Source organism: Streptomyces sp. NPDC031418 (assembly GCF_055581605.1).
Window position 1 is genome coordinate 76,661 of the sequence record NZ_JBVIJC010000028.1, and the last position, 24,554, is coordinate 101,214.

Annotated in this window: 27 protein-coding genes; 13 read left to right on the forward strand and 14 right to left on the reverse strand. The window is 71.4% G+C overall.

All coding sequences use genetic code 11. From position 1 onward, the window contains the following. Positions 1-128: 128 nt before the first annotated feature. Positions 129-1,163, forward strand: a complete 1,035-nt coding sequence (locus ACZ5CZ_RS32985; protein ID WP_468948061.1) for an Lrp/AsnC family transcriptional regulator — start codon at positions 129-131, stop codon at positions 1,161-1,163. Positions 1,164-1,258: 95 nt separating this feature from the next. Here ACZ5CZ_RS32985 and ACZ5CZ_RS32990 read toward each other — a convergent pair whose 3' ends face one another. Continuing rightward, positions 1,259-1,693, reverse strand: a complete 435-nt coding sequence (locus ACZ5CZ_RS32990; protein WP_385846943.1) for an ArsI/CadI family heavy metal resistance metalloenzyme — start codon at positions 1,691-1,693, stop codon at positions 1,259-1,261. Between the two features lie 82 nt (positions 1,694-1,775). On the opposite strand from ACZ5CZ_RS32990, the gene ACZ5CZ_RS32995 reads away from it, so the two are divergent. The 3 genes from ACZ5CZ_RS32995 to ACZ5CZ_RS33005 are packed head-to-tail and all read left to right on the forward strand — an operon-like array spanning position 1,776 to position 3,342. Continuing rightward, positions 1,776-2,156, forward strand: a complete 381-nt coding sequence (locus ACZ5CZ_RS32995) for an ArsR/SmtB family transcription factor (RefSeq protein ID WP_468948064.1) — start codon at positions 1,776-1,778, stop codon at positions 2,154-2,156. Further along, on the forward strand, positions 2,153-2,926 hold the full coding sequence (locus ACZ5CZ_RS33000) for an aquaporin (RefSeq protein ID WP_468948066.1): 774 nt from the start codon (positions 2,153-2,155) through the stop codon (positions 2,924-2,926). Before ACZ5CZ_RS32995 ends, ACZ5CZ_RS33000 begins: the two co-directional genes overlap by 4 nt. Further along, positions 2,926-3,342, forward strand: a complete 417-nt coding sequence (locus ACZ5CZ_RS33005; protein ID WP_468948068.1) for an arsenate reductase ArsC — start codon at positions 2,926-2,928, stop codon at positions 3,340-3,342. The genes ACZ5CZ_RS33000 and ACZ5CZ_RS33005 overlap by 1 nt, the downstream gene beginning before the upstream one ends. Positions 3,343-3,399: 57 nt before the next feature. Here ACZ5CZ_RS33005 and ACZ5CZ_RS33010 read toward each other — a convergent pair whose 3' ends face one another. The 7 genes from ACZ5CZ_RS33010 to ACZ5CZ_RS33040 all read right to left on the reverse strand — a co-directional run bounded on the left by ACZ5CZ_RS33010 (position 3,400) and on the right by ACZ5CZ_RS33040 (position 10,593). After that, positions 3,400-4,161 (reverse strand): maleylpyruvate isomerase family mycothiol-dependent enzyme, encoded by a 762-nt coding sequence (locus ACZ5CZ_RS33010; RefSeq protein WP_468948070.1) that lies wholly within the window; start codon positions 4,159-4,161, stop codon positions 3,400-3,402. Between the two features lie 57 nt (positions 4,162-4,218). Next, entirely contained in the window at positions 4,219-5,424 is a 1,206-nt protein-coding gene (locus ACZ5CZ_RS33015; protein ID WP_468948072.1) for an MFS transporter, read from the reverse strand. Continuing rightward, complete coding sequence (locus ACZ5CZ_RS33020) at positions 5,414-6,661, reverse strand: hypothetical protein (protein WP_468948074.1); 1,248 nt, start codon at positions 6,659-6,661, stop codon at positions 5,414-5,416. The genes ACZ5CZ_RS33015 and ACZ5CZ_RS33020 overlap by 11 nt, the downstream gene beginning before the upstream one ends. Then, positions 6,658-9,000, reverse strand: a complete 2,343-nt coding sequence (locus tag ACZ5CZ_RS33025; protein ID WP_468948076.1) for a B12-binding domain-containing radical SAM protein — start codon at positions 8,998-9,000, stop codon at positions 6,658-6,660. The genes ACZ5CZ_RS33020 and ACZ5CZ_RS33025 overlap by 4 nt, the downstream gene beginning before the upstream one ends. Positions 9,001-9,076: 76 nt before the next feature. Further along, positions 9,077-9,232, reverse strand: coding sequence for a hypothetical protein (locus ACZ5CZ_RS33030; protein ID WP_385846952.1), 156 nt, complete (start codon positions 9,230-9,232; stop codon positions 9,077-9,079). Further along, the gene (locus ACZ5CZ_RS33035; RefSeq protein WP_468948079.1) at positions 9,229-9,558 is read right to left on the reverse strand and encodes a PqqD family protein; all 330 of its coding nucleotides are present in this window, start codon (positions 9,556-9,558) and stop codon (positions 9,229-9,231) included. The genes ACZ5CZ_RS33030 and ACZ5CZ_RS33035 overlap by 4 nt, the downstream gene beginning before the upstream one ends. Before the next feature lie 3 nt (positions 9,559-9,561). Next, positions 9,562-10,593, reverse strand: coding sequence for a radical SAM protein (locus ACZ5CZ_RS33040; RefSeq protein WP_468948081.1), 1,032 nt, complete (start codon positions 10,591-10,593; stop codon positions 9,562-9,564). Positions 10,594-10,763: 170 nt separating this feature from the next. On the opposite strand from ACZ5CZ_RS33040, the gene ACZ5CZ_RS33045 reads away from it, so the two are divergent. Then, on the forward strand, positions 10,764-12,194 hold the full coding sequence (locus ACZ5CZ_RS33045; protein WP_468948083.1) for a GNAT family N-acetyltransferase: 1,431 nt from the start codon (positions 10,764-10,766) through the stop codon (positions 12,192-12,194). Between the two features lie 231 nt (positions 12,195-12,425). Here ACZ5CZ_RS33045 and ACZ5CZ_RS33050 read toward each other — a convergent pair whose 3' ends face one another. Next, complete coding sequence (locus ACZ5CZ_RS33050) at positions 12,426-12,977, reverse strand: SRPBCC family protein (protein ID WP_385846958.1); 552 nt, start codon at positions 12,975-12,977, stop codon at positions 12,426-12,428. Between the two features lie 232 nt (positions 12,978-13,209). Then, on the reverse strand, positions 13,210-14,148 hold the full coding sequence (locus ACZ5CZ_RS33055) for a helix-turn-helix domain-containing protein (RefSeq protein WP_468948085.1): 939 nt from the start codon (positions 14,146-14,148) through the stop codon (positions 13,210-13,212). A gap of 118 nt (positions 14,149-14,266) precedes the next feature. Between ACZ5CZ_RS33055 and ACZ5CZ_RS33060 the strand changes: the two genes are divergently transcribed. The 4 genes from ACZ5CZ_RS33060 (at position 14,267) to ACZ5CZ_RS33075 (ending at position 18,111) form a co-directional block, all read left to right on the forward strand. Then, the gene (locus ACZ5CZ_RS33060) at positions 14,267-15,790 is read left to right on the forward strand and encodes a dienelactone hydrolase family protein (protein WP_468948087.1); all 1,524 of its coding nucleotides are present in this window, start codon (positions 14,267-14,269) and stop codon (positions 15,788-15,790) included. 56 nt (positions 15,791-15,846) lie between these two features. Next, a complete protein-coding gene (locus ACZ5CZ_RS33065) occupies positions 15,847-16,080 on the forward strand; it encodes a hypothetical protein (protein ID WP_468948089.1) in 234 nt (77 codons plus the stop codon). A 226-nt stretch (positions 16,081-16,306) separates the two neighbouring features. Beyond that, positions 16,307-16,627 carry a hypothetical protein gene (locus ACZ5CZ_RS33070; protein ID WP_468948091.1) on the forward strand — a complete coding sequence of 107 codons (321 nt, stop codon included), beginning with the start codon at positions 16,307-16,309 and terminating at the stop codon, positions 16,625-16,627. Between the two features lie 251 nt (positions 16,628-16,878). Next, positions 16,879-18,111 (forward strand): serine hydrolase domain-containing protein, encoded by a 1,233-nt coding sequence (locus ACZ5CZ_RS33075; RefSeq protein WP_468948093.1) that lies wholly within the window; start codon positions 16,879-16,881, stop codon positions 18,109-18,111. A gap of 151 nt (positions 18,112-18,262) precedes the next feature. Here ACZ5CZ_RS33075 and ACZ5CZ_RS33080 read toward each other — a convergent pair whose 3' ends face one another. Next, complete coding sequence (locus tag ACZ5CZ_RS33080) at positions 18,263-18,625, reverse strand: MerR family transcriptional regulator (protein ID WP_385846964.1); 363 nt, start codon at positions 18,623-18,625, stop codon at positions 18,263-18,265. A 59-nt stretch (positions 18,626-18,684) separates the two neighbouring features. On the opposite strand from ACZ5CZ_RS33080, the gene ACZ5CZ_RS33085 reads away from it, so the two are divergent. Both ACZ5CZ_RS33085 and ACZ5CZ_RS33090 read left to right on the forward strand, forming a co-directional pair. Then, on the forward strand, positions 18,685-19,893 hold the full coding sequence (locus tag ACZ5CZ_RS33085; protein ID WP_468948095.1) for an MFS transporter: 1,209 nt from the start codon (positions 18,685-18,687) through the stop codon (positions 19,891-19,893). 36 nt (positions 19,894-19,929) lie between these two features. After that, positions 19,930-20,721, forward strand: coding sequence for an alpha/beta fold hydrolase (locus ACZ5CZ_RS33090; protein ID WP_468948097.1), 792 nt, complete (start codon positions 19,930-19,932; stop codon positions 20,719-20,721). A 127-nt stretch (positions 20,722-20,848) separates the two neighbouring features. Here ACZ5CZ_RS33090 and ACZ5CZ_RS33095 read toward each other — a convergent pair whose 3' ends face one another. Beyond that, complete coding sequence (locus ACZ5CZ_RS33095) at positions 20,849-21,511, reverse strand: TetR/AcrR family transcriptional regulator (protein ID WP_468948099.1); 663 nt, start codon at positions 21,509-21,511, stop codon at positions 20,849-20,851. Positions 21,512-21,662: 151 nt separating this feature from the next. Between ACZ5CZ_RS33095 and ACZ5CZ_RS33100 the strand changes: the two genes are divergently transcribed. Together ACZ5CZ_RS33100 and ACZ5CZ_RS33105 are read left to right on the forward strand one after the other, a co-directional pair. After that, positions 21,663-22,340: a hypothetical protein gene (locus ACZ5CZ_RS33100; RefSeq protein WP_468948101.1), complete on the forward strand. Its 678-nt coding sequence runs from the start codon at positions 21,663-21,665 to the stop codon at positions 22,338-22,340. Positions 22,341-22,425: 85 nt separating this feature from the next. Further along, entirely contained in the window at positions 22,426-22,737 is a 312-nt protein-coding gene (locus tag ACZ5CZ_RS33105; RefSeq protein WP_468948103.1) for a hypothetical protein, read from the forward strand. 11 nt (positions 22,738-22,748) lie between these two features. On the opposite strand, the gene ACZ5CZ_RS33110 is transcribed toward ACZ5CZ_RS33105, so the two are convergent. Beyond that, positions 22,749-23,120, reverse strand: coding sequence for a hypothetical protein (locus ACZ5CZ_RS33110; protein WP_468948105.1), 372 nt, complete (start codon positions 23,118-23,120; stop codon positions 22,749-22,751). Positions 23,121-23,295: 175 nt separating this feature from the next. Then, positions 23,296-24,390: a Dyp-type peroxidase gene (locus tag ACZ5CZ_RS33115; RefSeq protein WP_468948107.1), complete on the reverse strand. Its 1,095-nt coding sequence runs from the start codon at positions 24,388-24,390 to the stop codon at positions 23,296-23,298. Between the last annotated feature and the right edge of the window lie 164 nt (positions 24,391-24,554).

A 24,554-nucleotide genomic window follows, 5' to 3' on the forward strand; every position in this document is an offset into this window, starting at 1 on the left:
AGGTGGGGCGGAAGGACTCACCTAGGATGAGCAGCAAGCTGCCGATGAGCCCTGATGCGCAGGATTTCGGCGTCAATCGTGTCTTCGTAGCGAGGATCCTGGGGAAGGGCGGCTGTGAAGGGGGATCGATGCAGGAACTCGTCGACGAGCTCGACCTGGAGCTGGTGCACGCGCTGCAACTCGACGCCCGGGCGTCGTGGACGGTGGTGGCCCGTGCGCTGGGCGTGGATCCGGTCACCGCGGCCCGGCGCTGGGACCGCCTCCAGCGGGCCGGGCTGGCCTGGACTTCCTGCGTCCCCGGCCCGGTCACCCGCAGCGGGCTGCTACGGCTGCTCCATGTCGAGCTGGAGTGCCTCCCGGGAGACACCGATGCCGTCGTGGAGCAACTGCTGCCTCAGCCGCACGTCATCTACCTGCACCACCTGACCGGCACCCGCTCGCTGCTGGCCACGGTGGCCGTGGCCGACCTGGCCTCCTCCTCCGCCTATCTGCGACGGGACCTGGACGTGGTGCCGGGCGTACGCGCCCACCACGCCGAACTGCTGGTCACCACGTACGGCGAGGCCAGCCGCTGGCGCCTGGGCACCCTCGAACCGGCCCAGCGCGAAACGGTGATCGGTGACACCCCGGCCCGCGACGAGCCGGTCCGCCCCCTGGACGAACTCGACGAACAGCTGATCCGCACGCTGACGACCGACGCGCGCCTGCCGAACACCGAGCTCGCCACGCGCCTCGGGGTGAGCGAACCGACCGCACGGCGCCGTCTGGGGCGGCTGTTGTCCGAGGGGCGGATGCGGATGCGCTGCGAGATCGCCCAGTCGGTCTCCGGCTGGCCGGTGACGGCCGTGCTCCGGTGCCGCGTGCCGGCGGCGCGCCTGGACAGCGTGGCCCGCTCCGTGGCGGCGCTCCCGGAGATCAGGCTCAGCGTCGGCCTGACCGGACCGGAGAACCTGCACCTGATCGCCTGGCTGCGCGACGCCTCCGGGCTCCCCGCGCTGGAAGCGTCCCTGGCCACCCGCTTCCCCGAACTCGCCGTGGTCCGCAGCGCGGTGTCACTGCGCACCCTCAAGCACATGGGCCGACTCCTCGACGAGCGCGGCCTCGCCGTCGGCTCGACGCCGATGGACATCTGGCGGCCTCCGGCGGCAACACGTCAGGACTGACCGGGTCCGGTCCCGCAGGGAAGTGTCCGGCTGGGATCTCGCCAGTGGCGGCCTCGGGCTCGACCCGGGTGTGAACCAGGTCGATGGCCTGCTCGTCAGGGGGTGCCGCAGGCGCTCATGCCGCAGCACGCGTCGGCGGCGGTGTCGGCCTTCTCCAGCGTGTCGGCGTCGGCCTTGACCACGTACACCTCCCAGGGCTCCTTGCCGGGGCCGGTGACCCACACCTTGTCCTGGAGGGCGTAGCAGCAGGAGGTGTCGCTCTCCTCGAAGGTGGCCAGGCCGGCGTCCTCGAGCCTGGTGGTGGCGGCGTTGACGTCCTCGGTGGTGGCTACCTCGACGCCAAGGTGGTCGAGGCGGGTGTCCTCGCCGGTCCCGCCCTCGATGAGGACGAGCTTGAGCGGGGGCTCGGTGATGGCGAAGTTGGCGTAGCCCTCGCGGCGCTTGGCCGGCTCGATGCCGAACAGCTTGGAGTAGAAGGCGATGGAGGCTTCGAGGTCGGCGACGCGCAGGGCGAGCTGAACACGGGACATGGCGGTCTCCCCACGACTTGTTTCGACATCTGTCGATACAACTGACCTTGCCGCCTGAATCGACAGCTGTCAATATTGAGGAATGTCGAAACAAGCTGGTCTTCCGGTGCTCGGACAGGACGATGCGGTGTGCTGCGCGCCGATGGTCCGCGAGCCGCTGGGCGAGGACGCCGCGGCCGAGCTGTCGCGGATGTTCAAGGCACTGTCGGACCCGATCCGGCTGCGGGTGCTGTCGCTGATCGCCTCCCACGAAGGCGGCGAGGCGTGTGTGTGCGACCTCATCGGCCCGTTCGACGTCTCCCAGCCCACGATCTCCCACCACCTGAAGGTGCTGCGCGAGGCCGGGCTGGTCGGCTCCGAGCGGCGTGGGACCTGGGTGTACTACTGGGTTCTCCCCGAAGCCCTGGCGAAGCTGTCCGCTCTGCTCCAGATCCCGGCCGTGTCCGCGAAGGCCTCGGTGTGAGCGCGCCGGCCCCGCTGCTGCGGCGGGCGGCGGTCGAGGGGCTGGGGACGGCGGCGCTGGTCGCGGTGGTGGTCGGCTCCGGGATCCAGGCCACCGAGCTGACCCGTGATGTCGGGGTGCAGCTGCTGGCGAACTCCCTGGCCACCGTCTTCGGTCTCGGCGTGCTGATCGCCCTGCTCGGCTCGGTGTCGGGGGCGCACTTCAACCCCGCGGTCACCCTCGCCGCCTGGTTCACCGGCCGCCGTACCGGCGATGGCCCCACTGCGCGGGACGTCGCCGCGTACGTGCCTGCCCAGGTCGCCGGGGCGATCGCCGGGTCCGTGCTGGGCGACGCCATGTTCGGGAAACCGCTGGTGCGCTTCTCCACCCACGACCGGTGGGCCGGACACCTGTGGCTGGCGGAGGTCGTGGCCACCGCCGGGCTCGTCTGGGTTGTCTTCGGCCTGGCCCGGGCCGGCCGCCCGCACCTGGCGCCGCTGCTGGTCGCCTCCTACATCGGAGCCGCGTACTGGTTCACGTCCTCTACCAGCTTCGCCAACCCGGCCGTCACGATCGGCCGCGCATTCACCGACACCTTCGCCGGCATCGCCCCCACCTCCGTGCTGCCCTTCCTCGCCGCCCAGCTGATCGGCGCGGCCGCCGGGCTCGGCCTGGTGGTCGTCTGCTTCGGCCGGCCGGCCGCCGTGCGCGAGGATGGGGTCATCGTCCCCCACGGCGGGCCGCAGCCCTCCGCTCCCGCCCGTTCCCTCGAAGAAAGCGCACCAGCCTAATGAGCTCCGCCGTTCCTTCCGTGCTGTTCGTCTGCGTGCACAACGCCGGCCGGTCCCAGATGGCCGCCGCCTTCCTCACCCACCTCGGCGCAGGCCGGGTCGAGGTCCGCTCGGCCGGGTCCGCCCCCGCCGACACCGTGAACCCGGCCGTGGCCGAGGCCATGGCCGAGGTGGGCATCGACCTCTCGGCCGAGACGCCCAAGATCCTCACCACAGAGGCGGTGCGGTCGTCAGACGTGGTGATCACGATGGGCTGCGGCGACGCCTGCCCGTACTTCCCCGGCAAGCGGTACCTGGACTGGCAGCTCGACGACCCGGCCGGCCAGGGCGTCACCGCCGTGCGCCCGATTCGCGACGAGATCGAGCGGCGCGTTCGCGGCCTGCTCACGGAACTCGGCATCGGGCCCGCAGCATGACACGGCAGGGCCAACTAAGGGACGTCATCGAGGCCGTCCGCCGGCGGTACCGACCGGCTACTCCTCGGGCTCCCAGGCGATCAGATGCTCGAACACCTGCGGGTCGCCCTCGATCTTCAGGTCGCTCATCGTGAGGCGGCCCCAGACGAAGAGGAGCAGCTGCTCGGCCGTGCCCGTGGCCGAAGCGGAGGCGGGCGGGGCGTCGTCCGTCAGGGGTGCGGGCCAGGCGCCGCTGCCGTCCAGCGCGAGGAGCCAGGAGCGGCCCTCGGCGGCGTGGTAGTGGATGATGGCGGGCTCGTGCGGCCAGGCCGCCGGGGTGGAGTTGCAGGTGTCGAGAAACTCGGCCACGCCGTCGAGCGCGACGTCCGCCGGCATGGGCTGCACGGCGCCTGCGGCGAGCTGGGCGTCGTACGTGTGCACCAGCACCTCGTGCACCCGGCGCCGGGCGACGCCCCACGCATTCGCCGGCGACACACCGGCGCTCCACCACGTCCAGCACCCGCGCTCCGGGCCGGCCTCGCGCAGCGCGGTCAGCAGCAGTTCGTTCGACTCGGCGTACCAGGCCAGCAGCGCATCGAGCTCGCGCGGTGCCTCCGCGGCATCCTTGGCCGGCGGAGCCTCGGCCGGGCCCGCGGCGACGATCGCGGCCCACCAGCGCTGGCCCGTACCCAGGTGCTGCACCAGATCGAACACCGTCCACTCGGGGCAGGACGGCACCGGCGCGTCAAGGCTGGGCGCGGCGGCAACCGCACTCCGGAACGCGGCCGACCGCTCGTCGATCAGTTGCAGCAGGGCGGAAAACTCAAGACTCTCTGTCACATCGCTTACCTATCACCCCGGCTCTGCCGACCACACCCTAATTTCCAGGCCGTCAGCTCAGCGGGCCCGCGTGTCAGGCCTGCGGAGGCGCGGTCGGCCGGGATCCGCCGCGCGGGTCCGCAGGGCGATGGGCACGGTGGCGAGGGCTGCGCACAGGGCCGCGGCGCCGCCGACGGCGTAGGCCGGGGCGCTGGCGTCTTCGGCGAACGGAGTCGTGACGAGGATGCCGCACAGGACGGCGGCGTTGACGCCGGCGGTGAAGGCGCCGAAGGCGCGGGCGGCCTGCGCCGGGCCGGTCATGCGGTAGATGGCGGCGCGCAGGGTGGTGTTGAAGACGGCGTTGGCGATGCCGCCGATGACGAAGGCGGTCAGCAGGACGGTGGCGGTAGGGGCGAGCCCGCAGACGAGGTAGACGGTGCCGATGACCGAGCCGGAGAGGGCGAGGCGGGCAACGGGTGGTGTGGAGGCGAGGCGGCCGGCCAGGGCGCTGCCGGCGAGGATGCCGACGGCCCACGCGGCGGTGGCGAATCCGAACACGGTGACGGCGGAGCCGGGCGCGTGCTCGCGGACGAGAAAGACGAACGCCACGTCGGTTCCTGCCGTGGCGGCGATGACCACGAACACCAGGCCGAGGGCGAGGAGTGAGCCGCCGGTGAGTCCCCCGCGTTCGGACGCGGAGTCGGATTCGGTGTCGTCCGGAATCAGTTCTACGGTGCGCACCGCCACGCCGTACGCCGTTACCGTCAGGAACGTCGCTGCGTCGGCCAGCAGGGCTCCGCGGATGCCGAGGGTCGCGAACAGGGCCGAGCCCGCCAGCGGGCCCAGCACCATGGCCAGTGAGCCGGCCGACTGTGCCAGACCGTAGGCCTTCTCGGCTACGTCGGTGCCCGCCAGCACCGGCAGAGCCGCGTTCAGCGCCGTGACGCTGACGGTGTTCACCGCCGCCAGCAGGGCCACGCCCGCGACGGTGCCGTCCGGCGGCAGACCGGACGACAGTACGACGGTGATGGCCGCCTGGGCGGCGGACGCCAGGGCCAGCACCGGTCCCGGGCGGCGTCCCACCAGCGCCCTGCCCACGGGCCGTCCCAGGAGCACCCCCGGCAGGAGACCGGCGATCTGGAGGGTCCCGACGAAGTAGGCGCCGGAGGGGGCCAGATGGAAGGTGAGGGCGAAGACGGCGACCTCGTCGCCTCCGGAGGAAGCGAGCAGGACGGCGAAGAGCAGGGCCGCGCGCAGGCGGGTGCGAGGGGGGCTAACGGGCATCCCTGTCCAGGACGTCGATCGCGCGCCACGAGCGCAGCCGGTAGAGGACGGCGTCGACGATATCAGCGAAGTCCCCTGCCACACCGGGACGTTCACGTGCCAGGTCCGCCGGGGTGGCGATCTCCCCGCTGTTGAGCCGGTCGAGGACGGCGGGCAGCGCGGGGTGGTCGGGCAGGCGGGCGAGGTGGCCGTTGGCCGATACCAGCAGGCGCCCCTTGGACCGCTGGTGGACCACCGGGAAGCGGTGCAGCCGCACGGGCAGGTCGTGGTCGACCGGCATGACCTCGAGCGGGTCGGGGACGTGGCCGAAGCCGCGGGCGCTGAGCTTGCGCAGCCAGGTGGCCAGCAGCCGGTCGGCGATGTCGGCCCGGTCGATGCGAGCGAGGGCGTGGTCGAGCAGGTCGGCCACCGTCTCGGGCAGCTCCGTGCCGTTCGGGCGCACGAGTTGGTCGTACGGCGGGCGGGGCGTGCCGGCGAGTGCCGCGGCCACGGCGGCGGTGGCGGTGTCGAGCGGGTCGCCGTCGAAGAAGAGGGCGATGTTGAAGGTGGCGGACGAGGCGTCCGGGGAGGATCCGACGTGCCAGAAGCGGGAGGGGAAGTAGCCCATGTCGGTGGTACTGGCACGCAGTGTCTGCCCGGTGTGGCGTACGCAGGACCAGTCGCTGCGGTGCAGGGGCAGCCACGCGCCGTCGGAGGGCGGCCAGACGATGAGCTCCTTCGGGCCGGCGACGCCGAACATGAAGTTGGCGGCGTTGTCGCAGTGGATGCCGCCGCGTGTGCCGGCGTACCGGCCGAGGAAGATGTCGGTGTCGGCGTAGCCGGAGGGGAAGCCGCCGAGTGCGCTCCACAGCTCCTCGGTGAAGACTGCGGCCCGCTCCCACAGCTCGAAGCTGGTGCGGTGCAGCCTGCTCAGCCCGATGCTCCACTCCGCTCCCCCGGTCTCGTCGTCCATGCGGGCGAGGAACCCGGCGACGGAGCCGTCCTCGGCGCGGGGCAGGTAGCGGGCCCGGTCGGCGTGCGGGCTCCTGCCGGCGACCGACAGCCGCAGCAGCGGTCCCTCACCCTTTTCACCCGCGGCGGCCGCCGCGACGACGGCCTGGAAGAACCAGTCGCCGCCCAGGTCGAGGTCGACCGGCAGGGGGCCGACGATGCCCGCCTCGCGTTCCCAGTACCGCTTCAGGAAGGCATGCCAGTACGCGAGCCGGTTGCCGTTGCCGACGGTCTGCATGGTTGTCATGCGCCTTCCCGTTCCGTTTCCTGGCCGGATCCGGCTTCCGTCGTCACCGGGTCGTCTGCGCGGTACGCCTGGAGGAGTTCGACTCTGATCATGTCGGCCACCGCGTGCCAGTCGGCCACGGCGGGTTGCCCGCCCTCGGCGTGGTCGAGCCACAACAGGAAGGCGTGAACGTTGAGTTCCACTTCGCGTCCGGTCACCAGGCTGGTCATCCGCGCCCGGCCGGTGTCTGGGTCGACGGAGTGGCGCCAGCCGGGCGCGGTCCTGACCCGCAGTCCGGGGGTGGGCCCGGCGCGGAGGGGTGTGGCGTGGCGCCAGGGGTCCGCGAGGAACCCGAACGTCCAGAGCGTGCAGAGCACTTCCAGAACGTCGTCCTCGTACCGTCCGCCGTCCCGTTCGCCGGGCCGGACGCCTTCGTCCAGGTCGGACAGGAGTCCGGCGTACCGGCTGGGCAGGCGCAGGATGCTGTCGGCTCCGGCGGCGTACAGCCCGACCGTCCTGGCATCGGCCGACACCCGCCAGGTCACCCCGTCCGCCAGGCGGAGCGGGTCGCCGGGCGCCGGCGTGAACACGGTGGCTGCGGCGAGGGGACGCCCGGGCGGTACGCCGGTGTCGAGGACGCAGCGCAGGAAGGCGTACTCCTCCGACTCGCCGATCAGGCCGCGGTGCTGCAAGGGCGCTGTGCGGCCGGTGTCGGGCAGGGCGTCCGCCTCCGCGGCCAGCGCCGCGGCCTCGGTCCCGGTCAGCCCGGACGCGCTCACGTAGTCCGCGCTCAGCGCCAGGTCCTCGTCCGGGCCGGGGTGCAGCACCTTGATGCCGAACCGCTCCGGGTGTTCGCCGACCGGTGAGAGCAGGTCCAGCACGAACGGCCCGTTGACACTGGTCGAGTACGGCAGGCCGAAGTCCTCCTTGGAACGGCGCAGGGTGTGTTCCACGAAATCGGCGGTGCGGCGGGCCTCCTCGGCCGTCTCTCCGGGGAAGCCGGTGATGCAGAACAGGTGCACGGGCACGCCCGCGCGCAGCAGTGCCTCGACGCCGGGCTGGATGTGCTCGATGCGGGTGCCCTTGCGCATGAGGTCGAGTACCCGCTGGTTGTACGACTCCAGGCCGAGGTCGAGTCTGCGGCAGCCGGACTGGTAGAGCGTGGCCGCCAGGGCATCGTCCAGTCCGGCGGAGAAGCGGGTTTCGCCGTACCAGTGCAGACCGGCCTCGCGGCGTACCAGTTCGGCGCCGACCTCGCGCAGCGTCCGCTGGGTCATGATCTCGTCGACGAACATGAACGACGTCGAGCCGTACCGCCGCGCCAGGTGTTGCATCTCGTCCACGACGGTGGTGGCGTCCCGGTGGCGGTAGCGGTTGCTGGCGAAGGGGATCGAGCAGAACGCGCAGTTCCAGGCACAGCTGCGGGAGGCCAGCACGGGCAGCACGGGGCCGGGGGCCAGGTAGGAGTCGAGGTCGTAGTCGTCGAAGTCGGGGGCGGGCAGCGTGGCCAGGTCGACGTCGCGGGCAGGGGCGAATTCCAGTCGCCCGTCGGAGGTGAGCGAGCTGCGGCCGGGCACCGGACGGGAACCGCCCTCGAAGAGGTTCTCGCACAGCGCGACGATCGCGTCCTCGCCCTCGTAGAGCACGAAGTCGTCGACCAGGTCGAAGAAGGGGTGCCGGTCCCGCCAGCGTCCGGCGATGCGGGTGATGTAGTTGCCGCCCATGACGATCCTCAGGTCCGGGCGGTGTTCCCGGACGAGCGCGGCCACCGTCATGGCGGGGATGAGCTGGGTGTCGGCCGACACCGAGATGCCCACCAGGCCCAGTTGGGGGTCGGCGAGCCGGGGCGGGAGCAGGGTCTCGAACGCCCAGCGGTACGGGTTGCGGTCCGGGTCGCGGGTGGCGGCGAGCACCGACGCGCTCGAGCGCTCGCTGTAGTGCTGGCGGTTGGAGCGCAGGTCGCAGTGGAATCCGGCGAAGGCCGCCGAGTGGCACACGAGGGCGTTGCCGAGGGTGCGGGCAGCCCGGGTGAACGCGGCGTGGTCGCGCAGACTGGCGGGATCGTGCACGGCGGCCCAGGCGGCCTCGACGTCGTCGCACACCGAGGGCAGCAGCAGCCGGGCCTCGTCCACGGCGGCCGGGTCGAGGCCCAGCTCGTCCGCGCGGTCGTAGCGTGCGCAGAGGCCGGCCACCGTCCGGGCCGTCAGCATCCACCGCAGGTGGACGGCGCCGAGGTCGAGAGCGGTGACCGGCCAACCGTGGTTGCGCAGCGAGGCGGTGAGCAGTGGCACCGCCAGATGCGGCGCGTAGACGTTCCACAGCGGTGGGTTCACCAGCAGCGTACGAGGACGACCTGCCATGGAACCTCCGCGTGCCTGGGGCGAAAGGGAACTACCGTGCCCGGCGTGTCGTCGACCGCGCCGGGCGCCCGTCAGCTCAGGACTCGTCCTCCAGCGCGGACATGTCCTTGGGCTCGGGGAACAGCGCGTACTTGGAGGTCCGGACCTGGGGGTCCATCGTGGAGACCTCGGGGCGCTCGTTGTCCTCGGCGGCGATCGCCTTGAGCTTTTCGATGTCGATGTGTTTGCTCATCGGTTCTTCACCTCCTTCCCTGCCGGAGTGTTCCCGGCGTCGGTGCTCGCGTGGATGAGGTTCTTCCGCTCCAGGTCTTCGATGCAGCCCATGGTGGAGGCGAGGACGTCGTCGCGGTCGGGCATGACCTCCGCGATCGTCTCGGCGATCTCCTCGAGTGTGCGGCCGTCGCACAACTCCAGGACCAGCCACGAATGGGAATTCAGCCAGTGCAGAGCAGGTTTGTCCGGTGTGTAGGCCATCACCGCATGCCAGGGTTCGAACGGCCGCAGCCGCAGCCGGGAATTCTGCGTATACACGGTGCGTGCCGGGGATTCGGTCGTCACGGGTCACACCCCTGACATGGTCGGCGGTGCACCGAAGGGGAGATCGACAATCCGGCCGGGAAGGCGGGTCAGGTCGGTGCCGTTGTTCATGTGGGTGCAGTACGGGTCCGGTGCGTCCCAGGATCCTCCGAAGGCGTATGCGGTCGACCGGCAGCCACCGGAGCGGTTGCGGTCGTTCGCCGCGCATTCGGGACACGCGTTCACCGCGCTGGCGGCGCGCACCTGTTTGTAGATCGGATTGCGCCAGGTCTCCATGAACGATGTCTGCCGGATATTGCCGTAGTTGGCGAAGTCTCGCAGGTACGGGCAGCCGATGCTGTTGCCGTATGCGTCGACGGCCGCCATCTGCCAGCAGCAGTTCGGGTCGTTGGGGTGCCAGGACTGCATCAGCTGCACCCCGTCGGGCACCCTGATCGCCTTGAGCGCGGCCATCTGCCGGGGCAGCGGCACCGAGAGCCGGGACCAGTTGGCGCGGGCCCGGCCCAGTGGGTAGAGCCTGAGGACCCCGAGTTTCTCCGCGCCGGTGGCGGCCGTCAGGTCGGCCAGTGCCTGCAACTGGTCGATGTTGTGGCTGGTCAGGATGGTGGTGATGAAGGTGGTGACGCCGGCGTCGACCAGGTGCCGGACCCCCTCGACCGCTCGGTCGAACGCGCCGGGCAGACCGACGAGCGTGTCGTGGGTGGCCGCGTCACCGCCCTCGATGTCCACGCACACGACACCCACGCTCGCCGCCTTGAGGCTGCGGGCCGTTTCGGCCGTCACCAGGGTTCCGTTGGTCCGCACCATGGTGAAGGCGTTGGGTGTGGCGTATTCGACCATGTCGAGGAAGTCATCACGCAGGAAGGGTTCGCCGCCCTCGAAGAAGACGCTGATGACGTTCTGGTCGAACATCTCCTGCATCGACCCGGTGACTTCTTCGAAGGTGAGTTCGGTTTCGGCCGGATCGTGCACGTCGTAGGCCATTATGCTGTCGAGATTCGTGCGTTTCGTGGGTTGCACCCAAAAGCTGAACGGCGCGGGCATTTGAATGACCATCTGATTGCTCCCGCGATTTCGGTCCGGGATCCGCCGGCTCGAGTCCGGCTCACATTCGCCGTACGAGTAGCAATACGGCATCCTAGGTGCTCTGTTGGCAACTGGCAACGGTGCTTGCTAAGTTGGCGACTCGCTATCGTGAAATGCCAGGGCACGACCGAGGGAGAGCGGTGACGCTTCGCGTAACGCTGCTGAATGATCGCAAACTGGTCGCTCTGACGCCCGAGGACGGGCCCGCGCTACAGGACCTGCTGGAGAGGTGCGACGATTACTCTCAGCTCAATTTCGGTATTCCGACCGGAGCGGCGGACGCGCAGAGCCAGTTCCTCGAAGGTCTTCAGCACGTACCGGCAGACCTCAAGCACCTGATGGGATGCCGGGTCGACGGCCGTCTGGTCGCCGCGGCCGATCTGCTGGAGGGCTACCCCGACGCCCGGACGGCGGCGCTGGGCCTGCTGGTGGTCGACCCGGAGTGGCGTGGCCGCGGCCTCGGCACAGGCATCCTGCTGGGGTTGAGCACGGCACTGGCCGGGCGCGGTGTGCAGCGGCTGCGGGTGGACTGCCACGTGGCCGAGAACACCCGGGCTGTGCCGCTGCTGCGGCGACTGGGGTTCACCGAGGCCTCGCGCGAAGAGATCGCCGTGGCAGCAGGGCAGAGCCGCACCCGGGTGCTGTGGACGGCCGACATGCCGTTGCTCCCGCGCCGGGAGGCGCCTGTGGCGGCGCGATCCGACTACAGCCGCGCCGGGACACCGGTGCCGCAGCCCGTCCCGCCGCTGGACCGGTTCTTCGAGCTGCCCGGCGTCAGCGTCCAGGTCGAGCCGTACTACTTCGACGCCCCGCTCTTCGACGACTACGAGCGCGACGTGGAGCGCCGCACCGGCGAAACCGACTGGGACCTCGCCGGCCTGGCCTCCGCCGTGGGCGAGGGGGCACGGGTGCTGGAGGTGGGCTGCGGGACGGGACGCGCCCTGGTCCACTTGGCCACCGCCACGAAAGCGTCCCTGCTGGTGGGCATCGACACCTCCGAGCCCGCGCTCCAGCGCGCCCGGGCGCGGGCCACGGCCGCCGGTGCCGACCGGGTGGAGTTCGTGACGGGCGACTTCCTGGCCTACCGCCCGGACACCGCCTTCGACACGATGCTGCTGGCCGACTGCACCCTCAACGGCTTCACGGAGCCGTCGGTCGTGGTCGGGCTGCTCACCCACGCCCGGTCCCTGCTGGCCCCCGGTGGGCGTATCGCGGTGAGCGTCTTCGACGACGGCGCACCGGCCACGATGTCCCATCTGGACGGCCGCATGGTCGTGGACTCGTTCACAGACCGCGAGGGGATCAATCACATCGTCATCTGGTCCATGCGGTTCGACGCTGCCACCGGGCTACTGCACCGCACGGCGGCCGTACCGCGCACCGCTACGGCACCGGGCGAGCCGGTGCGGTGCGTGATCGCGGACATGAACGACCGCATCTGGACGCCGTCGACCCTCTCGCCGCTGTTCGCGGCAGCCGGTCTGTCGGTCACCGGCAAGGAGACGGCCAGGTTGAACTCCGGCGCCGCGGACGGCGCCCCGATGGCCACGCTCATTCTCACCCGGGCCTGAGCGCGGGAAAGCGGTCGGCTCGCTGTTCACAGGCCGCCGATGATCGCGCTCTTCAGGCGAAGGGCGGCGGCATCCGGGCGGGTGCCGCCGCTCTGTGTTGACGCCGGGGACGCCGGGGTCATGGCGGGAGCCGCCGGCGATCCTATGGCACGGGCGCCGCGCACGAGGGGGGGGCGGCGCCCGGTCGAACCGGCGCCGGCCTCCCCCACGCGGTGTGGCGGCGCCAGGGGGTCAGAGAGTCGTGCCGCCGGGCGTACCACCCGTGGTGCCCCCAGGCATACCGCCGGTGGTGCCGCCGGGAATGCCGCCCGGGGTGCCGCCGGTGGCACCGGGCGCGATGCGGCCGCGCCACGCGCCGGACTCGGCGCCGCGCTCCTCGATGTACTTCTTGAAGCGCTTCATGTCGCCCTTGACGCGGCGGTCGATGGTGCCGACGAGATCCCCCACCTTCTCGACCGCGCCGCTGGGCTCGACGTCCATCACGAGCTCCACGCGCGTGTGCGTGTCGTCCACCCGCTGGAAGCGGACACTGCCCCTCTGCTGGGTGTCACCGCTGGTGGTGCGCCACGTGATGCGCTCGTCGGGAAGCTGGTCGACGATCTCCGTGTCGAACTCCCGCTTGACGCCGCCGACCTTCATGGTCCAGTGGTTGTGGCGGGCGTCCACCTGCCTGACCTCCTCGACGCCCTCCATGAACTGCGGGAACTCCTCGAACTGCGTCCACTGGTTGTAGGCGGTGTGGATCGGGACGTCGACCTCGACCGTTTCCTTGACCGTGCTCATCTGTGTTCCTCCGTGGTCCCGGGGTGACGGTTCGGTACGCGGTGACGGGTACCCGCCTCGGCGCCGGTTCCACGTGGTGACTCCGTCGTCCTCCGGACACCCCGCGTGACGGCTCCCTCGTCTCCGGCGCGCGCCAGGACCCGTCCGGCCCGGCCGCCCGGGCACGGCCCTCCGCCGAAACCGCACCGTCTCCCCGCAGGGGCGGCAGGGAGGCGGCCACGACGATCACGTTCTACGCCGCGTGCGTGTTGTCCCCGTCCAGCGCCGCGCGCAGCCAGGTGTCCGCGGAGCCCGGGGTCGGCTCCGGCCGGCCGCCCGGGGGCGTGAGCACGGCGGCGGTCAGCTCCCAGTAGCGGTCCAGGCGGGGCTCGGCGGCGAGCAGGTGCGCCAGCCGGCGGCGGAAGTCGCGGGTGTCCCGGGTGCCGTACGCGCTCGCGTAGGCGGCCACATAGGCGTCCAGCGCCTCTCCCGGCCGCGGGGTGCGCTCCCGGCGCAGGTGCGGGCCCGCCAGGTCGTACGCCTCGGCGAGCCCCGCGTACAGCGCGGCCGAGCCGCCGGAACCGGCCACCTGATGCACCTCCGGCCGGGGCTGCCGGCCGCCCGGGCAGGGCCGGCTGATCAGGGCATTCAGCCGGGCGAAGGCGAGCACCTGCGCCGGATGCGGTTCGGCGGGCGGCTGCGGAACCGCCAGCTCCAGGAAGGCGGACGTCGCCGGGGCCGGCATCCGCGCGGGCAGCCAGGCACGCCAGAACCGGGCCAGCGGGGCGGTGCTCGGCGGGGTGTCCAGCGCGCCCAGCAGTCCGAGCCGGTCGGCCCGCTCCCCGGGCGGGGAGTCCCGCACCAGGCGCAGGGCCGCCTCCCGCCAGCGCAGCGCCCGCAGCTCGGAGCCGAGCGCCCGCAGCCGCCCGGCCACGGCGTCCTCCAGAACCCGCCCCGCCCCGTCGTCCTCGTCCAGCACCCGGCGCACCTCGGGCAGCGGCAGGTCGAGGCCGCGCAGGGAGCGGATCAGCCGTAGGCGCTCCAGCGCGTCGGGGGCGTACCGGCGATGGCCGCCGCCGCTGCGGGATGCCTCCGGCAGCAGGCCCTGGTCGGAATAGAAGCGGACGGTCTTGACGGTGACGGCCGCTCGCTCGGCGAGCTCACCGATGCTCCACAGCACCTCGTGCGACACGGGCAGTTGAACCTCCCTCTGGGGGAGTTTCTACGGTACCGGCGCACGGGCCGGGAGACCGGCCCGTGGACGACGGCGCACGCGACAGGCGCGGCGCCGCCCGAGGGAGGAGAGGGCCATGACCGTCTTCATCATGGTCGCGGGCGCGTTCACCGGCGCCCACGTGTGGGAGGAGACCGCCGCGTGGCTGGTCGAGGCGGGCAGCGAGGCGTACGCCGTCCCGCTCACCGGGCTCGACCCGGACCGCCCCGCCGAGGGGACCCGTGTCGGCCTGGAGACGCACATCGCGGACGTGATCGCGGCGATCGACGCGGTCGACCCGGCGTCCGGCCGGCACATCGTGCTGGTCGGACACGACTACGGCATCCACCCCGTGCTGGGGGCCGCCGACCGCAGGGCCGAGCGCATCGACCGCGTGGTGTACCTGGACACCGGGATGCCGCAGAACGGTGTGCCCGCCCTGGCCGCCGTACCCGACCAGGAGCTGCGCGCGCGGCTGGCCGAGCGGGCCCGGCGGGGAGAGGGGGACGGGGAGCTGGCGCCGCCCGTCACGCGGGAGCAGTGGCAGCGCTGGGGCAGCACCGCCGGTGTCACCGACGCGGCGCTGGACCGGCTCGCGGCCCTGGCCGCGCCGCAGCCGCTGGCCACCCTGCTGGAGCCGCTGCGGCTGGCCGGACCGGTGGCCGCGGTGCCCACCACGGGCATCCTGTGCCTCGCCAACGGGGTGAGTGTCGAACTGGTGCAACGGCTCGTCGACTTCGGCGACCCGGCCCTGGAGCGCCTGACCGATCCCCGGGTCACGTTCTTCGAACTGCCCACCGGGCACTGGCCGATGCTGTCCACCCCCGCGGAGCTGGCCGAGTCCCTGCTGCTGGCGGCGGCGGGCGAGGGACGCCGCCTGCGGCCGGCCGGCACCTGCGAACCACCCGCCCACCTGCGACCGTTCCCGCTGGACGTCCCGGAAGTGCCCCGCGAGCGCCACGGACACGTCGACCTGTACGTCCCCGACGCCGAGGGCCCGCGGCCGGCCGTGGTGTTCGTGCACGGCGGCCCGTTGCCCGCCGGGGCCCGGCCCACCCCGCGCGAGTGGCCCACTCTCGTCGGGTACGCCCGTCACGCCGCCGCCGAGGGCCTGGTCGGTGTGACCCTCGACCACCGGCTGCACGACGTCGGCGACTACGAGCGGGCCGCCGCCGACGTCACCGCCGCGGTGGAGATCGTACGGGCCGATCCACGGGTGGACGCCGACCGGATCGCCCTGTGGGTCTTCTCCGGCGGCGGCCTGCTCACCGCCCCGTGGCTGTCGGCGCCGCCGCCGTGGCTGCGCTGCGTGGCCGCGAGCTACCCGATCCTGGCCCCGCTGCCCAACTGGGGCCTGTCGGACGCCCGGTTCCATCCCCTACGCGCGCTCGCGCACGCGGGTGACCTGCCCGTCGTACTTCTTCGGGCCGGACGGGAGTCACCGGAGATCGCGGCCACCGTCGAGGAGTTCGTGAAGGCCGCCAAGGACTACGGGGCGCGCCTGGAACTGGTCGACGTGCCTGGCGGCCGCCACGGCTTCGAAACCCTGGACCCGCCCGAGGAGGTCAGTACGGCGCTGCGGCAGGCGATGCGGTCGGTGGTGGGCCACCTGACCGGCTGACCGGCTGACCGCCGCGGCTGGCCGCCGTCTCACGGCTCGCGCCGCTCCGGCCGTTCGTGGAGCAGGACGCACTCCAGACGCTGTACGACGTGCTACCCGCCGGCGCCTCCGCCCCGGAGAAGTTCCGCGATGCGCGCGTCAACCTGACGACGGTCGTAGCCCCGAAGAGCGACCCGGAACGCCGGGAGGGACTGCGGCGAGTCTCCCTGGGCCAGGGCCTTGAGGTAGCCGTCCACTTGACGGCGGTCGTAACCCCGCAACACCACGTCGAAGCCACGGAACTCAGATGAAGTCGACACTGCCGAGCCACTCCAACCTTTGGGAATCACCGATCGTACTCATCATCATGGAACAACGTGGCCGACCTCGGCACGGTGGCCGCCCCTCTCACACCGGCCCAACGGACGAGCGCGCGGCCACAGCGTCGACCGCGACACCACGCCGGAGGCGGACACCGACCTCGCCCTGGCACCCGCCCTGTGGGGAATCGCCGGGGATGCGGCCGAGGTCGTCCCGGTGCTGTCCTTAATGTTCGACATCTGCGAGACCCGTCAGTGGTTCCACTGGACGGCCGCCCGTGCCGCCCGCGGGATCGCCGTACTCGGCCCGGCCGGGCGCCCGCTGACCGCCCGGCTCGAAGCGCTCCTCGACGACCCGGCGCAGGCACCCTCGGCCGTCCTCGGGCTGCTCGCCGTCGCTGGTCCGGCCGGTCCCGACCGCGCCCGGCTCGCCAAGGCGGCGCTGCCTGCCACCACGCACCGTCCCCCTCCACCGCACACCATCCAGCAGTCGCCGGCCCGGCGACTGTGCCACCGAACTCTTCGGCCGATTCCCTGACCTGACAGTGCGGCGGCACGGCCTGCGCGCGGGCCCGAGCCGGGGGCCCGACGACGCGCATCCGGGGGTTTACCCCACCGTGCAACCGGTGGACAGCGGGCTGCTCAGCACCGGTCCGGCTCTTCGATACTCGGTCGCAGGCAGAAGCCGTCACCCACTGATCCCAGAGGAGTACTTCCGTGTCCCAGCGTGCACATGCAGTGGACGGTCCGCATCTCCCCCGCCGGGAGGAGCCCCGGAGGCCGGGAGCGATGCCTGCCGCCCGGGCCGGCGAGGGGTCGGGCGGGCGCCCGAGGCACGCGGTGCGCAGGGCGCGGAGACTGCGGCTCGGGGCCGCCGGGATGCTGGCGGCGGCGGTCATGGCGACCGGTGCGGCGATGCCGGTCCAGGCGGCCCGGGCCACGGAGGCCGCGGATGGTCACCGCGCCATTCAGGAGGCCCTCGACGGGGTGGTGCGGGACGGGGCTCCCGGTGGTGTCGCGGTCGCCGAGGACCGGCACGGGACGTGGGCGGGCCGCTCCGGCACCGCCGACCTGCGGACGGGGAGGTCACCGCGGGTCGAGGACCGGTTCCGGGCGGGCTCCATCACCAAGACCTTCGTGGCCACGGTGATGCTCCAACTGGAGGGCGAAGGGAGACTGAGTCTGGACGACACGGTGGACCACTGGCTCCCGGGGCTGGTCGAGGGACACGGACACGACGGCCGGCAGATCACCCTGCGCCAACTCCTCAACCACACCAGCGGCGTCTACAGCTACACGGAGGACGAGGATTTCAAGCGGCGCGAGTTCGGCACCGCCTTTCTCCGCCACCGCTACGACACCTGGACGCCGGAGCAGATCGTCCGGCTCGCCATGACACATCGGCCCACCTCCGCGCCCGGCGACAAGTGGAGTTACTCGGACACCAACTACGTCCTCGCGGGCATGGTGATCCGGAAGGTCACGGGCCGCTCGTACGCTGACGAGATCGAACGGCGCATCCTGCGTCCCCTGCACCTGAACTCCACCGTCCTGCCGGGAACTCGGTCCTCCATGCCCGGGCCTGCGGGCAGGGCCTATTCCAAACTGACCGGTGAACTCGCAGGCCCCGGTGAGCCGGGCGGCAGGACGTACGACGTCACCGTGCTCAACCCGTCCCTGGCGGGCGCTGCCGGTGAGATCGTCACCACCGCGCCCGATCTCAACCGGTTCTACCGGGCACTGCTCACCGGAAGGCTCCTCAAAACACGCCAGTTGACGGAGATGACCACCACCGTGCAGGTCCCCGAGGCGCCGGGCTTCTCGTACGGCCTCGGCATCATGAAGCTGAAGCTGTCCTGCGGTGTCGAGGTGTGGGGTCACAGCGGCGGAATCCAGGGCTCGATATCGGAGGCGCTGGCCACCGCGGACGGCAGGCACGCCCTGGCGCTCAACTTCAACGGGGACTGGAACGTGCACGAGCAGCGGGTCGTCGACGCCGAGTTCTGCGACACGCGACCGTAGTCCACCGCCCGTCGGTGGCTTCGAGTGAAGTGCTGGTCGCGGCCACTCGTGGATGGCTGCGACCAGCACGGTCGCTTCGTAGCGGACGCCGAGCCGGTCGTACCCGGTCGGCAGCAGCCCTGGTGTCAGGTCGTCGGATCGGACGGGCCGTTCAGTCGGTGTCGGTCGGGCCTGCCGCGATGACGGTGTCGAGCATGCGTTGCGATGTCTGGAGGGCCGTGATCGCGTCGGTGATGCGTTCGCGCTCGCGGCGCAGTTGTGCCACCAGGTCGGAGCACACCGGCGCGAGGGTTGTCCCGTTGTCACGGATGCACGGCAGGACTTGGGCGATGGTGGCGGTCGGCAGGCCGGCGGCGAGCAGGGTGCGGATGCGTCGGACGGTGTCCACGTCCGCATCGCTGTAGACGCGGTAACCGCTGGGCAACCTCGTGGGCGTCAGCAAGCCCTGCTCTTCGTAGTAGCGCAGCAGCCGCTCGCTGACCCCGGTCCGGCGGACCATCTCCCCGATGCGCACGTGATCTGCACCTCACCGCGTTGACTCTGACACTGATGTGAGACTCTAGCGTCGCGGTCATGACCACCAGCACCGCACCCCCGGTGACAGAGATCCCCTGCCCACCCGTATGGCGCCGCCGCGCTGCTCTGGCGGTACTGACCTCGTGTGTGTTCGTCGTGGGCACCGCCGAGTGGGTCATGGTCGGGCTGCTGCCGCGGCTGTCGGCCGACTGGCACCGTCCGCTGCCGGCGGTCGGTTCCCTGGTGACCTGGTACGCCCTGGTGGTCACCGTCGCCGGGCCGCTGGTGACGGTGGGGATGCTGCGGCTGGCGCGGCGCCGGGCGCTGCTGGTGCTGCTGGGTGTGTTCGTCGTCGGCAACCTCGCCGCAGCCCTGGTGGGCAGCTTCAACGCCCTGATGGCGGCCCGGATGCTGACCGCGCTCACGCACAGCACGGCCTTCGCAACGGCGATGGTGATCGCGGTGGGTATGGTGCCGGCGGCCCGCCGCGGCCGTGCCGTCGCCGTCGTGACGGCCGGCTGGAATCTGGCCACGGTCCTCGGCGCACCGCTGGGCACCTGGATCGGCGACCACTACGGCTGGCGTACGACCTTCTGGGCCATCGCGGCTCTCGCCACTGTCGTGCTGTGCGGCGTGGCCGCCCTCGTCCGGACGCCGGTGCCGTACGAGACCGCTCGTCCGGGGGGCGAGGTGCGGGGTCTGCTCCGGCCCAGGGTGGCCCTGGTGCTGGCGATCATCGTGGTGGCACAGGGCGGTCTGTTCACCGCCTACACCTACATCGCGCCCTTGTTGCAGCAGATCAGCGGCTTCACCCCGGCCGCGGTCACCACCCTGTTCGCCCTGTTCGGGCTGGGTGCGGTCGGCGGCAACATCCTCGGCGGCCGGCTGACCGACCACACCCCGTGGGCCGGGCTGTGTTCCCTGCTGCTCGGCCTGGCCGGTGTCCTCGCCGCGTTCAGCCTGACCAGCCGGATCCGGTGGACGGCCGCCGTCACCGTACTGGTCCTCGGTGTGATCGCGGCCGCCCTCATCCCGTTGTTGCAGGACCGGGCACTGGCCGCCGCCCCGGACGCGCCCACCCTGGTCACCGCGATCAGCGCCTCCGCATTCAACCTCGGCGTCGCCGGGGGCTCCCATCTCGGCGGCCGCGCCCTCACCGCCGGCCTCGGCCTGACCGATCTGCCCTGGATCGGCGCTCTGCTCGTCGGCGGCGCCGTACTCATCGCCGCCGCAACCGTCCACCACCACCGCACCAGCCGGCAGTGATCACGCACTGCCGGAAGCCAAGGAGAAGAAACGACCATGTCCCCTGCTCTGCCAACCTCCCGCCTCGGCCGCATCGTGCGCGGCACCGGCCCCGGCCTGCTCCTGGCCCACGGTGCCGGCGGCGGCATCGACGCCAACTACGGCCCCATCATGGACGCCCTGACCGCCCAGCACACCGTGATCGGCCCCGACTATCCGGGCACCGGCCGCACCGAACGCGCCGAGGCGCCGCTCACCCTCGACGGCCTCGCCGATGCCCTGGTCGCCACCGCCGTCGAAGAGGGCCAGGACACCTTCGCCATCGCCGGGTACTCGCTCGGCAGCCCGGTCGCCATCAGGGCCGCCACCCGCCACCCCGACCGGGTCACGGCCCTCGTCCTGACCGCCGGCTTCGCCCACCCCAACCCGCGTCTCCTCCTCGCCGCCACACTGTGGCGCGACCTGCTGGGCGCCGGGGACCTGGAGCAGTTGGCCGCCTTCCTCTCGTTGCTCGGACTCAGCGCACCGGCCCTGGACGCCCTCGGCCAGGACGACCTGCACACCGCCCTGAAGACCACCGCGGCCACCATCCCACCCGGCACACCTGAGCACCTCGACCTGCTCAACCACGTCGACGTCCGGGCCGACCTCGCCGCGCTGACCGTGCCGACCCTCGTCATCTCCACCACGCTCGATCAGCTCGTGACCCCGCACCACCACCGGCAACTCGCCGAAGCCATCCCCGGAGCGCGCTACGCCGAACTCGCCACCGGGCACCTCCCGTTCGTCGAGCAGCCCGAACAATGGGCCACCCTCATCTGCGACTTCCTGCGCGACAGCCACATCTGACGGCCGTTGACCGGCTGCCGGCGACCTCCACCGGGGCGTCGCCGGCAGCCGGTCCTGCCTTCAACGGATCCTTTGCACACAGCACAGCGACGCGTCCGGCCTCTTGGCGGCGCGTCCGCGTCGGCGCCTACGGACGCAGGTGACTGAGGCCGTCGAGGATCAGGCCGAGTCCGAACTCGAACTCGTCGGCGAAGTTGAACCCTGTCTTCGCCAGCTCCGTGACCACCTCGGCGAGGTAGGGGTAGTCGTCGATCTCTGACGGTTGCCGGTCGGCGATGGCTTTCCGTCGTCGCGCCGCCTCGGCCGGGATGTCGCCGGCGAGGGTCTTCTCCTGAAGGGCGAACCCGTAGATGTAGGCGTCCATCAGGTTGTAGGCGTGCACGGCCACGGGGAACGGGAAGCCCGCGTCGCGGCGGAGGCACCGCATCACGGCGTTGTGGTGGCACAGGTTCGCCGGCCCTGGAGTGCCAGTCTCCATCCGGCCGACCGCCCACGGGTGACGGAGCAGCGCCTGCCGCATCGACGAGGCGCGTGTACGCAGAGCGGTACGCCAGTCGGCGTCCTCGGGCATCTCGACCTCGGCGAAGACCAGGTCGACCATGCCGTCGAGCAGCTCATGCTTGTCCGCCACGTGCTTGTAGAGCGCCATGGGTACGACGCCGAGCCGGGCCGCCAGCCTGCGCATGGTGAGCGCGTCGAAGCCGCCCTCATCCGCCAACTCGGCGGCCGCACGCAACACCTTGGCGCGGTTGAGCCGCTCCCGGCCGACGGCTGCGGCGCTGTCCTGCATCTGGGTCCTCTTCGGCCTGACCGATCTCCAGCCTTGACAGGTGTACACGGTACACCTAATTTGGCCGCAGCAAAGGTGTACGTCGTACACCTCATGGAGGAGGCACAGCATGAGCTCGACGCCAGGACGCATCGGGACGAAGCAGCCCCTGATGACCATCACCACTGCGAGGCTCATGCGGGCCGCTGGAATCTCTGCCGCGATCGCCGGACTGCTGTTCATCGGCGTGCAGGTCAACCACCCACCGATGGATGTCTCTTCGGTCACCACCACCGACTGGGCCGTTCGCAGTGCCGCAAAGGCGCTCATGGCCGCACTGGCGCTTGCCGGCATCACCGGCATGTACCTGCGTCAGGTCCGGCAGACAGGGATCCTCGGCTTCATCGGCTACTCGCTGTTCGCCGCCGGCTATCTGCTCATGCTGAGCGTCGAGGTCGTCGCGGCCGCGGTTCTCCCCTCGCTGGCGCACACCTCGCCCCACTACGTCCACGACGTCCTTGCCGTCGCCTTCGGCGGCACCGCGACCCATGGCATCGGAGCCATGCAGACGGTCTTCGTCCTCAGCTCCATCGGCTACCTTGCGGGCGGCTGCCTGTTCGGCATCGCGCTGTTCCGGGCGCGCGTACTCGCACGGTGGGCCGCGGCCCTCCTCTCCGTCGGCACCGTCGCCACCGTCGCGCTCGCGGTACTTCCGGAGTCGTTCAACCGGCCGTTGGCCGTTCCGACCGGAGTGGCCTTGATCGGCCTGGGCATCTCGCTGTGGCGCAACCAGCGGACCAGCGTCGGCGACAACCAACAGCCTCCCCGCGTCGATTACGCTGCCGCGTGATGCGTGTCCAGCAGTTGAGGACTCAGCGACGAGCCCAGCGGAGCTGGCTCGCCTCAGCGGCCCTGATCCCCCTCAACGCCATCCCATGATCGTCGGACCGGCCGTCGGCGAGGTGGAAAAAGGCTCCTTCGATCACGCCGGCCCGGCACTACACATCGTGGACCGCGAGCAGTTCGACCGCTGCTCCAGACGATTCCAGCAGCGGTGCCGCGGCAGAACGTCTGGGGTCCGCCCGGTAGGCAGCAAGACCCTCGCTGTTGGGAAAGGTGATGACGTGGGCCTCGACCCGATCGTCCGGAGTGCGCGGTCGTCGCTCAAGGCGTCCTCCGTACTCGGCCAGGAGTGGCAGAACGGCGCTTTCATAAGCGTCGAAGGCGCCCAAGCCTCGTTCAGGTAGCCGCGCGAGCATCAAGGAGGTGACGGCCATGGTCCCTCACAGCGTTTTGAAGACAGCGATCTTCGGAGCCTAGTGCTGCTCCGCAGAAGTTCGTGGAGGGGCGTTGACCAGGCGGCCTTGAGCGGGGTGCCTTCGTAAGTCCATCGGTAGGGCTTGGCGGTCTCGTTGTGCCCGATGACGTATGACGCCAGCTTCTCGATCAGGACGTCGCGGCGGGCGAAGTCGCCATGCCGCACGACCCGGCGGGTCAGGGTGGAGAAGAACAGTTCGACCTGGTTGAGCCTGGAGGCGTGCGGCGGGGTCCAGCGGACGTGCCAGCGCGGGCGGGCGGCCAGCCACGCTTTGGTGTACATGGCGGTGCGGGAGGAGCCGTTGTCGAGCACGACACACTGCAGTACGAAATCCTGCGTCCGGACGGCGGCAAGGAGGTCGCCGAGCAGCGGGCGGGGTCCGGCTGGCAGTGGTCGCCGACGCCGGACCAGGCGCCGAAGCGCCAGCCCGGTCGGCCAGGGCGGCGTGGGGGCGGATCGGACGGCCGTGCCGACGTCATCGGCATGGTCAGAGGAACGTGCGGGCGCCGAGTGGATGTTGTTGGTCGAAGCCGGGGAGGATCAGGAAAGTTGCGCTGGCGGTGGTGGTGGTGAATTGCAGCAGCGCGTCGGAGTCATCCATATGGGTGAGGGTGCTGGTGAATGTGTGTATGTCGTTCTGGAAGCTGATGAAGAGCAGGCCGGGGGCGGGTTGGTCGGTGTTGTAGGAGCGGCGGAGCATGAGACCGACGCCGACCGCGTTGGGGTTGGCCCGGCGGACGTGGGCGTCCGCGGGGATAAGGTAGCGCCCGTCGGGGGTTTTGGCGCCGAGGTTCGGGTCTGAGGCTATGGTGCCGCCGGAGAGGGGCACGCCGGTGGCTCTGCGTCGGCCGAAGACCGCCTCCTGGTCGGCGACGGAGAGCGCGGCGAATCGCGGCAGGTCGAGTTCCATGCGCCGTACTACGGCAAGGGTGCCGCCGGCGACGGGGGCCGGGCTGGTCAGCCACAGGTGGCGTTGCTGTTCGGCCGTCGTGTGCGGGCCCACGATGCCGTCGGTGAAACCGAGCGGGTTGCGTGGCGCGGAAAGGCCCTGGCTGACGGGGGTGGTCGGACCACGGCGTCCGGACTGCCGCCAGCGTTCGCGTATCCGGTCACCGGCCTGCGCCAGGAGCGCGGCGACGACGACCGGTAACAGCAGGGGGTCGCTGGCGCAGACCTGTATCAACAGGTCGCCGCCGCGCGCATCCGGGGCGATCTGCTCGCGGGAGAAGCGGGGGAGTTCCGTCGCGCCGGGCAGGGTGGGATCGGCCATGCGCACCAGGCGGGGGCCCACCCCGATCGTCACGGTGAGATCGCCCGGGGGCAGGCCCAGCAGTCGGGGATCGGTTCCCGCGGTGAGCGTGCGGATGGCATCGCCGAGTTCGGCCAGCAGCGGGCCGGCCGCCGCGGCGTCAGCGAGGTCGGCGACCACCGCCAGCAGGTTCGGCTGGGCCGGTTGCGGGAGTGTGATGCCTGCCTGGTGGCGGCCGGTTGGCGGCACCGGTGGAGTCGACGCGGGAGAGGGGGGCTTGCCCGGCTCAGCTGCACGCGATTCGCACCCGGCGGTGAGCCCGGTGGCCGCCACGGCCCCGGTGGCACCGATGAACGCGCGGCGTGACGGATGGGAATCGGCTCGACTCACGGCGTGAAGAATGCCATATCCGTTTCGTTGACGGCGAGTTGATGGCTCTCCGTGCCGGCATGACTTCATGCCAGGATGAGGCCATGTTTCGTCTCTGTCCTCGGGTG

Coding starts and splice junctions, on each gene's coding strand:
- ACZ5CZ_RS33060 (WP_468948087.1), top strand. CDS start 14,267: ATGACCGTCTTCATCATGGTCGCGGGCGCGTTCACCGGCGCCCACGTG.
- ACZ5CZ_RS33075 (WP_468948093.1), top strand. CDS start 16,879: ATGCCTGCCGCCCGGGCCGGCGAGGGGTCGGGCGGGCGCCCGAGGCAC.
- ACZ5CZ_RS32990 (WP_385846943.1), bottom strand. CDS start 1,693: ATGTCCCGTGTTCAGCTCGCCCTGCGCGTCGCCGACCTCGAAGCCTCC.
- ACZ5CZ_RS33100 (WP_468948101.1), top strand. CDS start 21,663: ATGACCATCACCACTGCGAGGCTCATGCGGGCCGCTGGAATCTCTGCC.
- ACZ5CZ_RS33005 (WP_468948068.1), top strand. CDS start 2,926: ATGAGCTCCGCCGTTCCTTCCGTGCTGTTCGTCTGCGTGCACAACGCC.
- ACZ5CZ_RS32995 (WP_468948064.1), top strand. CDS start 1,776: ATGTCGAAACAAGCTGGTCTTCCGGTGCTCGGACAGGACGATGCGGTG.
- ACZ5CZ_RS33095 (WP_468948099.1), bottom strand. CDS start 21,511: ATGCAGGACAGCGCCGCAGCCGTCGGCCGGGAGCGGCTCAACCGCGCC.
- ACZ5CZ_RS33090 (WP_468948097.1), top strand. CDS start 19,930: ATGTCCCCTGCTCTGCCAACCTCCCGCCTCGGCCGCATCGTGCGCGGC.
- ACZ5CZ_RS33030 (WP_385846952.1), bottom strand. CDS start 9,232: ATGAGCAAACACATCGACATCGAAAAGCTCAAGGCGATCGCCGCCGAG.
- ACZ5CZ_RS33025 (WP_468948076.1), bottom strand. CDS start 9,000: ATGGCAGGTCGTCCTCGTACGCTGCTGGTGAACCCACCGCTGTGGAAC.
- ACZ5CZ_RS33050 (WP_385846958.1), bottom strand. CDS start 12,977: ATGAGCACGGTCAAGGAAACGGTCGAGGTCGACGTCCCGATCCACACC.
- ACZ5CZ_RS33085 (WP_468948095.1), top strand. CDS start 18,685: ATGACCACCAGCACCGCACCCCCGGTGACAGAGATCCCCTGCCCACCC.
- ACZ5CZ_RS33040 (WP_468948081.1), bottom strand. CDS start 10,593: ATGGTCATTCAAATGCCCGCGCCGTTCAGCTTTTGGGTGCAACCCACG.
- ACZ5CZ_RS33105 (WP_468948103.1), top strand. CDS start 22,426: ATGATCGTCGGACCGGCCGTCGGCGAGGTGGAAAAAGGCTCCTTCGAT.
- ACZ5CZ_RS33015 (WP_468948072.1), bottom strand. CDS start 5,424: ATGCCCGTTAGCCCCCCTCGCACCCGCCTGCGCGCGGCCCTGCTCTTC.
- ACZ5CZ_RS32985 (WP_468948061.1), top strand. CDS start 129: ATGCAGGAACTCGTCGACGAGCTCGACCTGGAGCTGGTGCACGCGCTG.
- ACZ5CZ_RS33020 (WP_468948074.1), bottom strand. CDS start 6,661: ATGACAACCATGCAGACCGTCGGCAACGGCAACCGGCTCGCGTACTGG.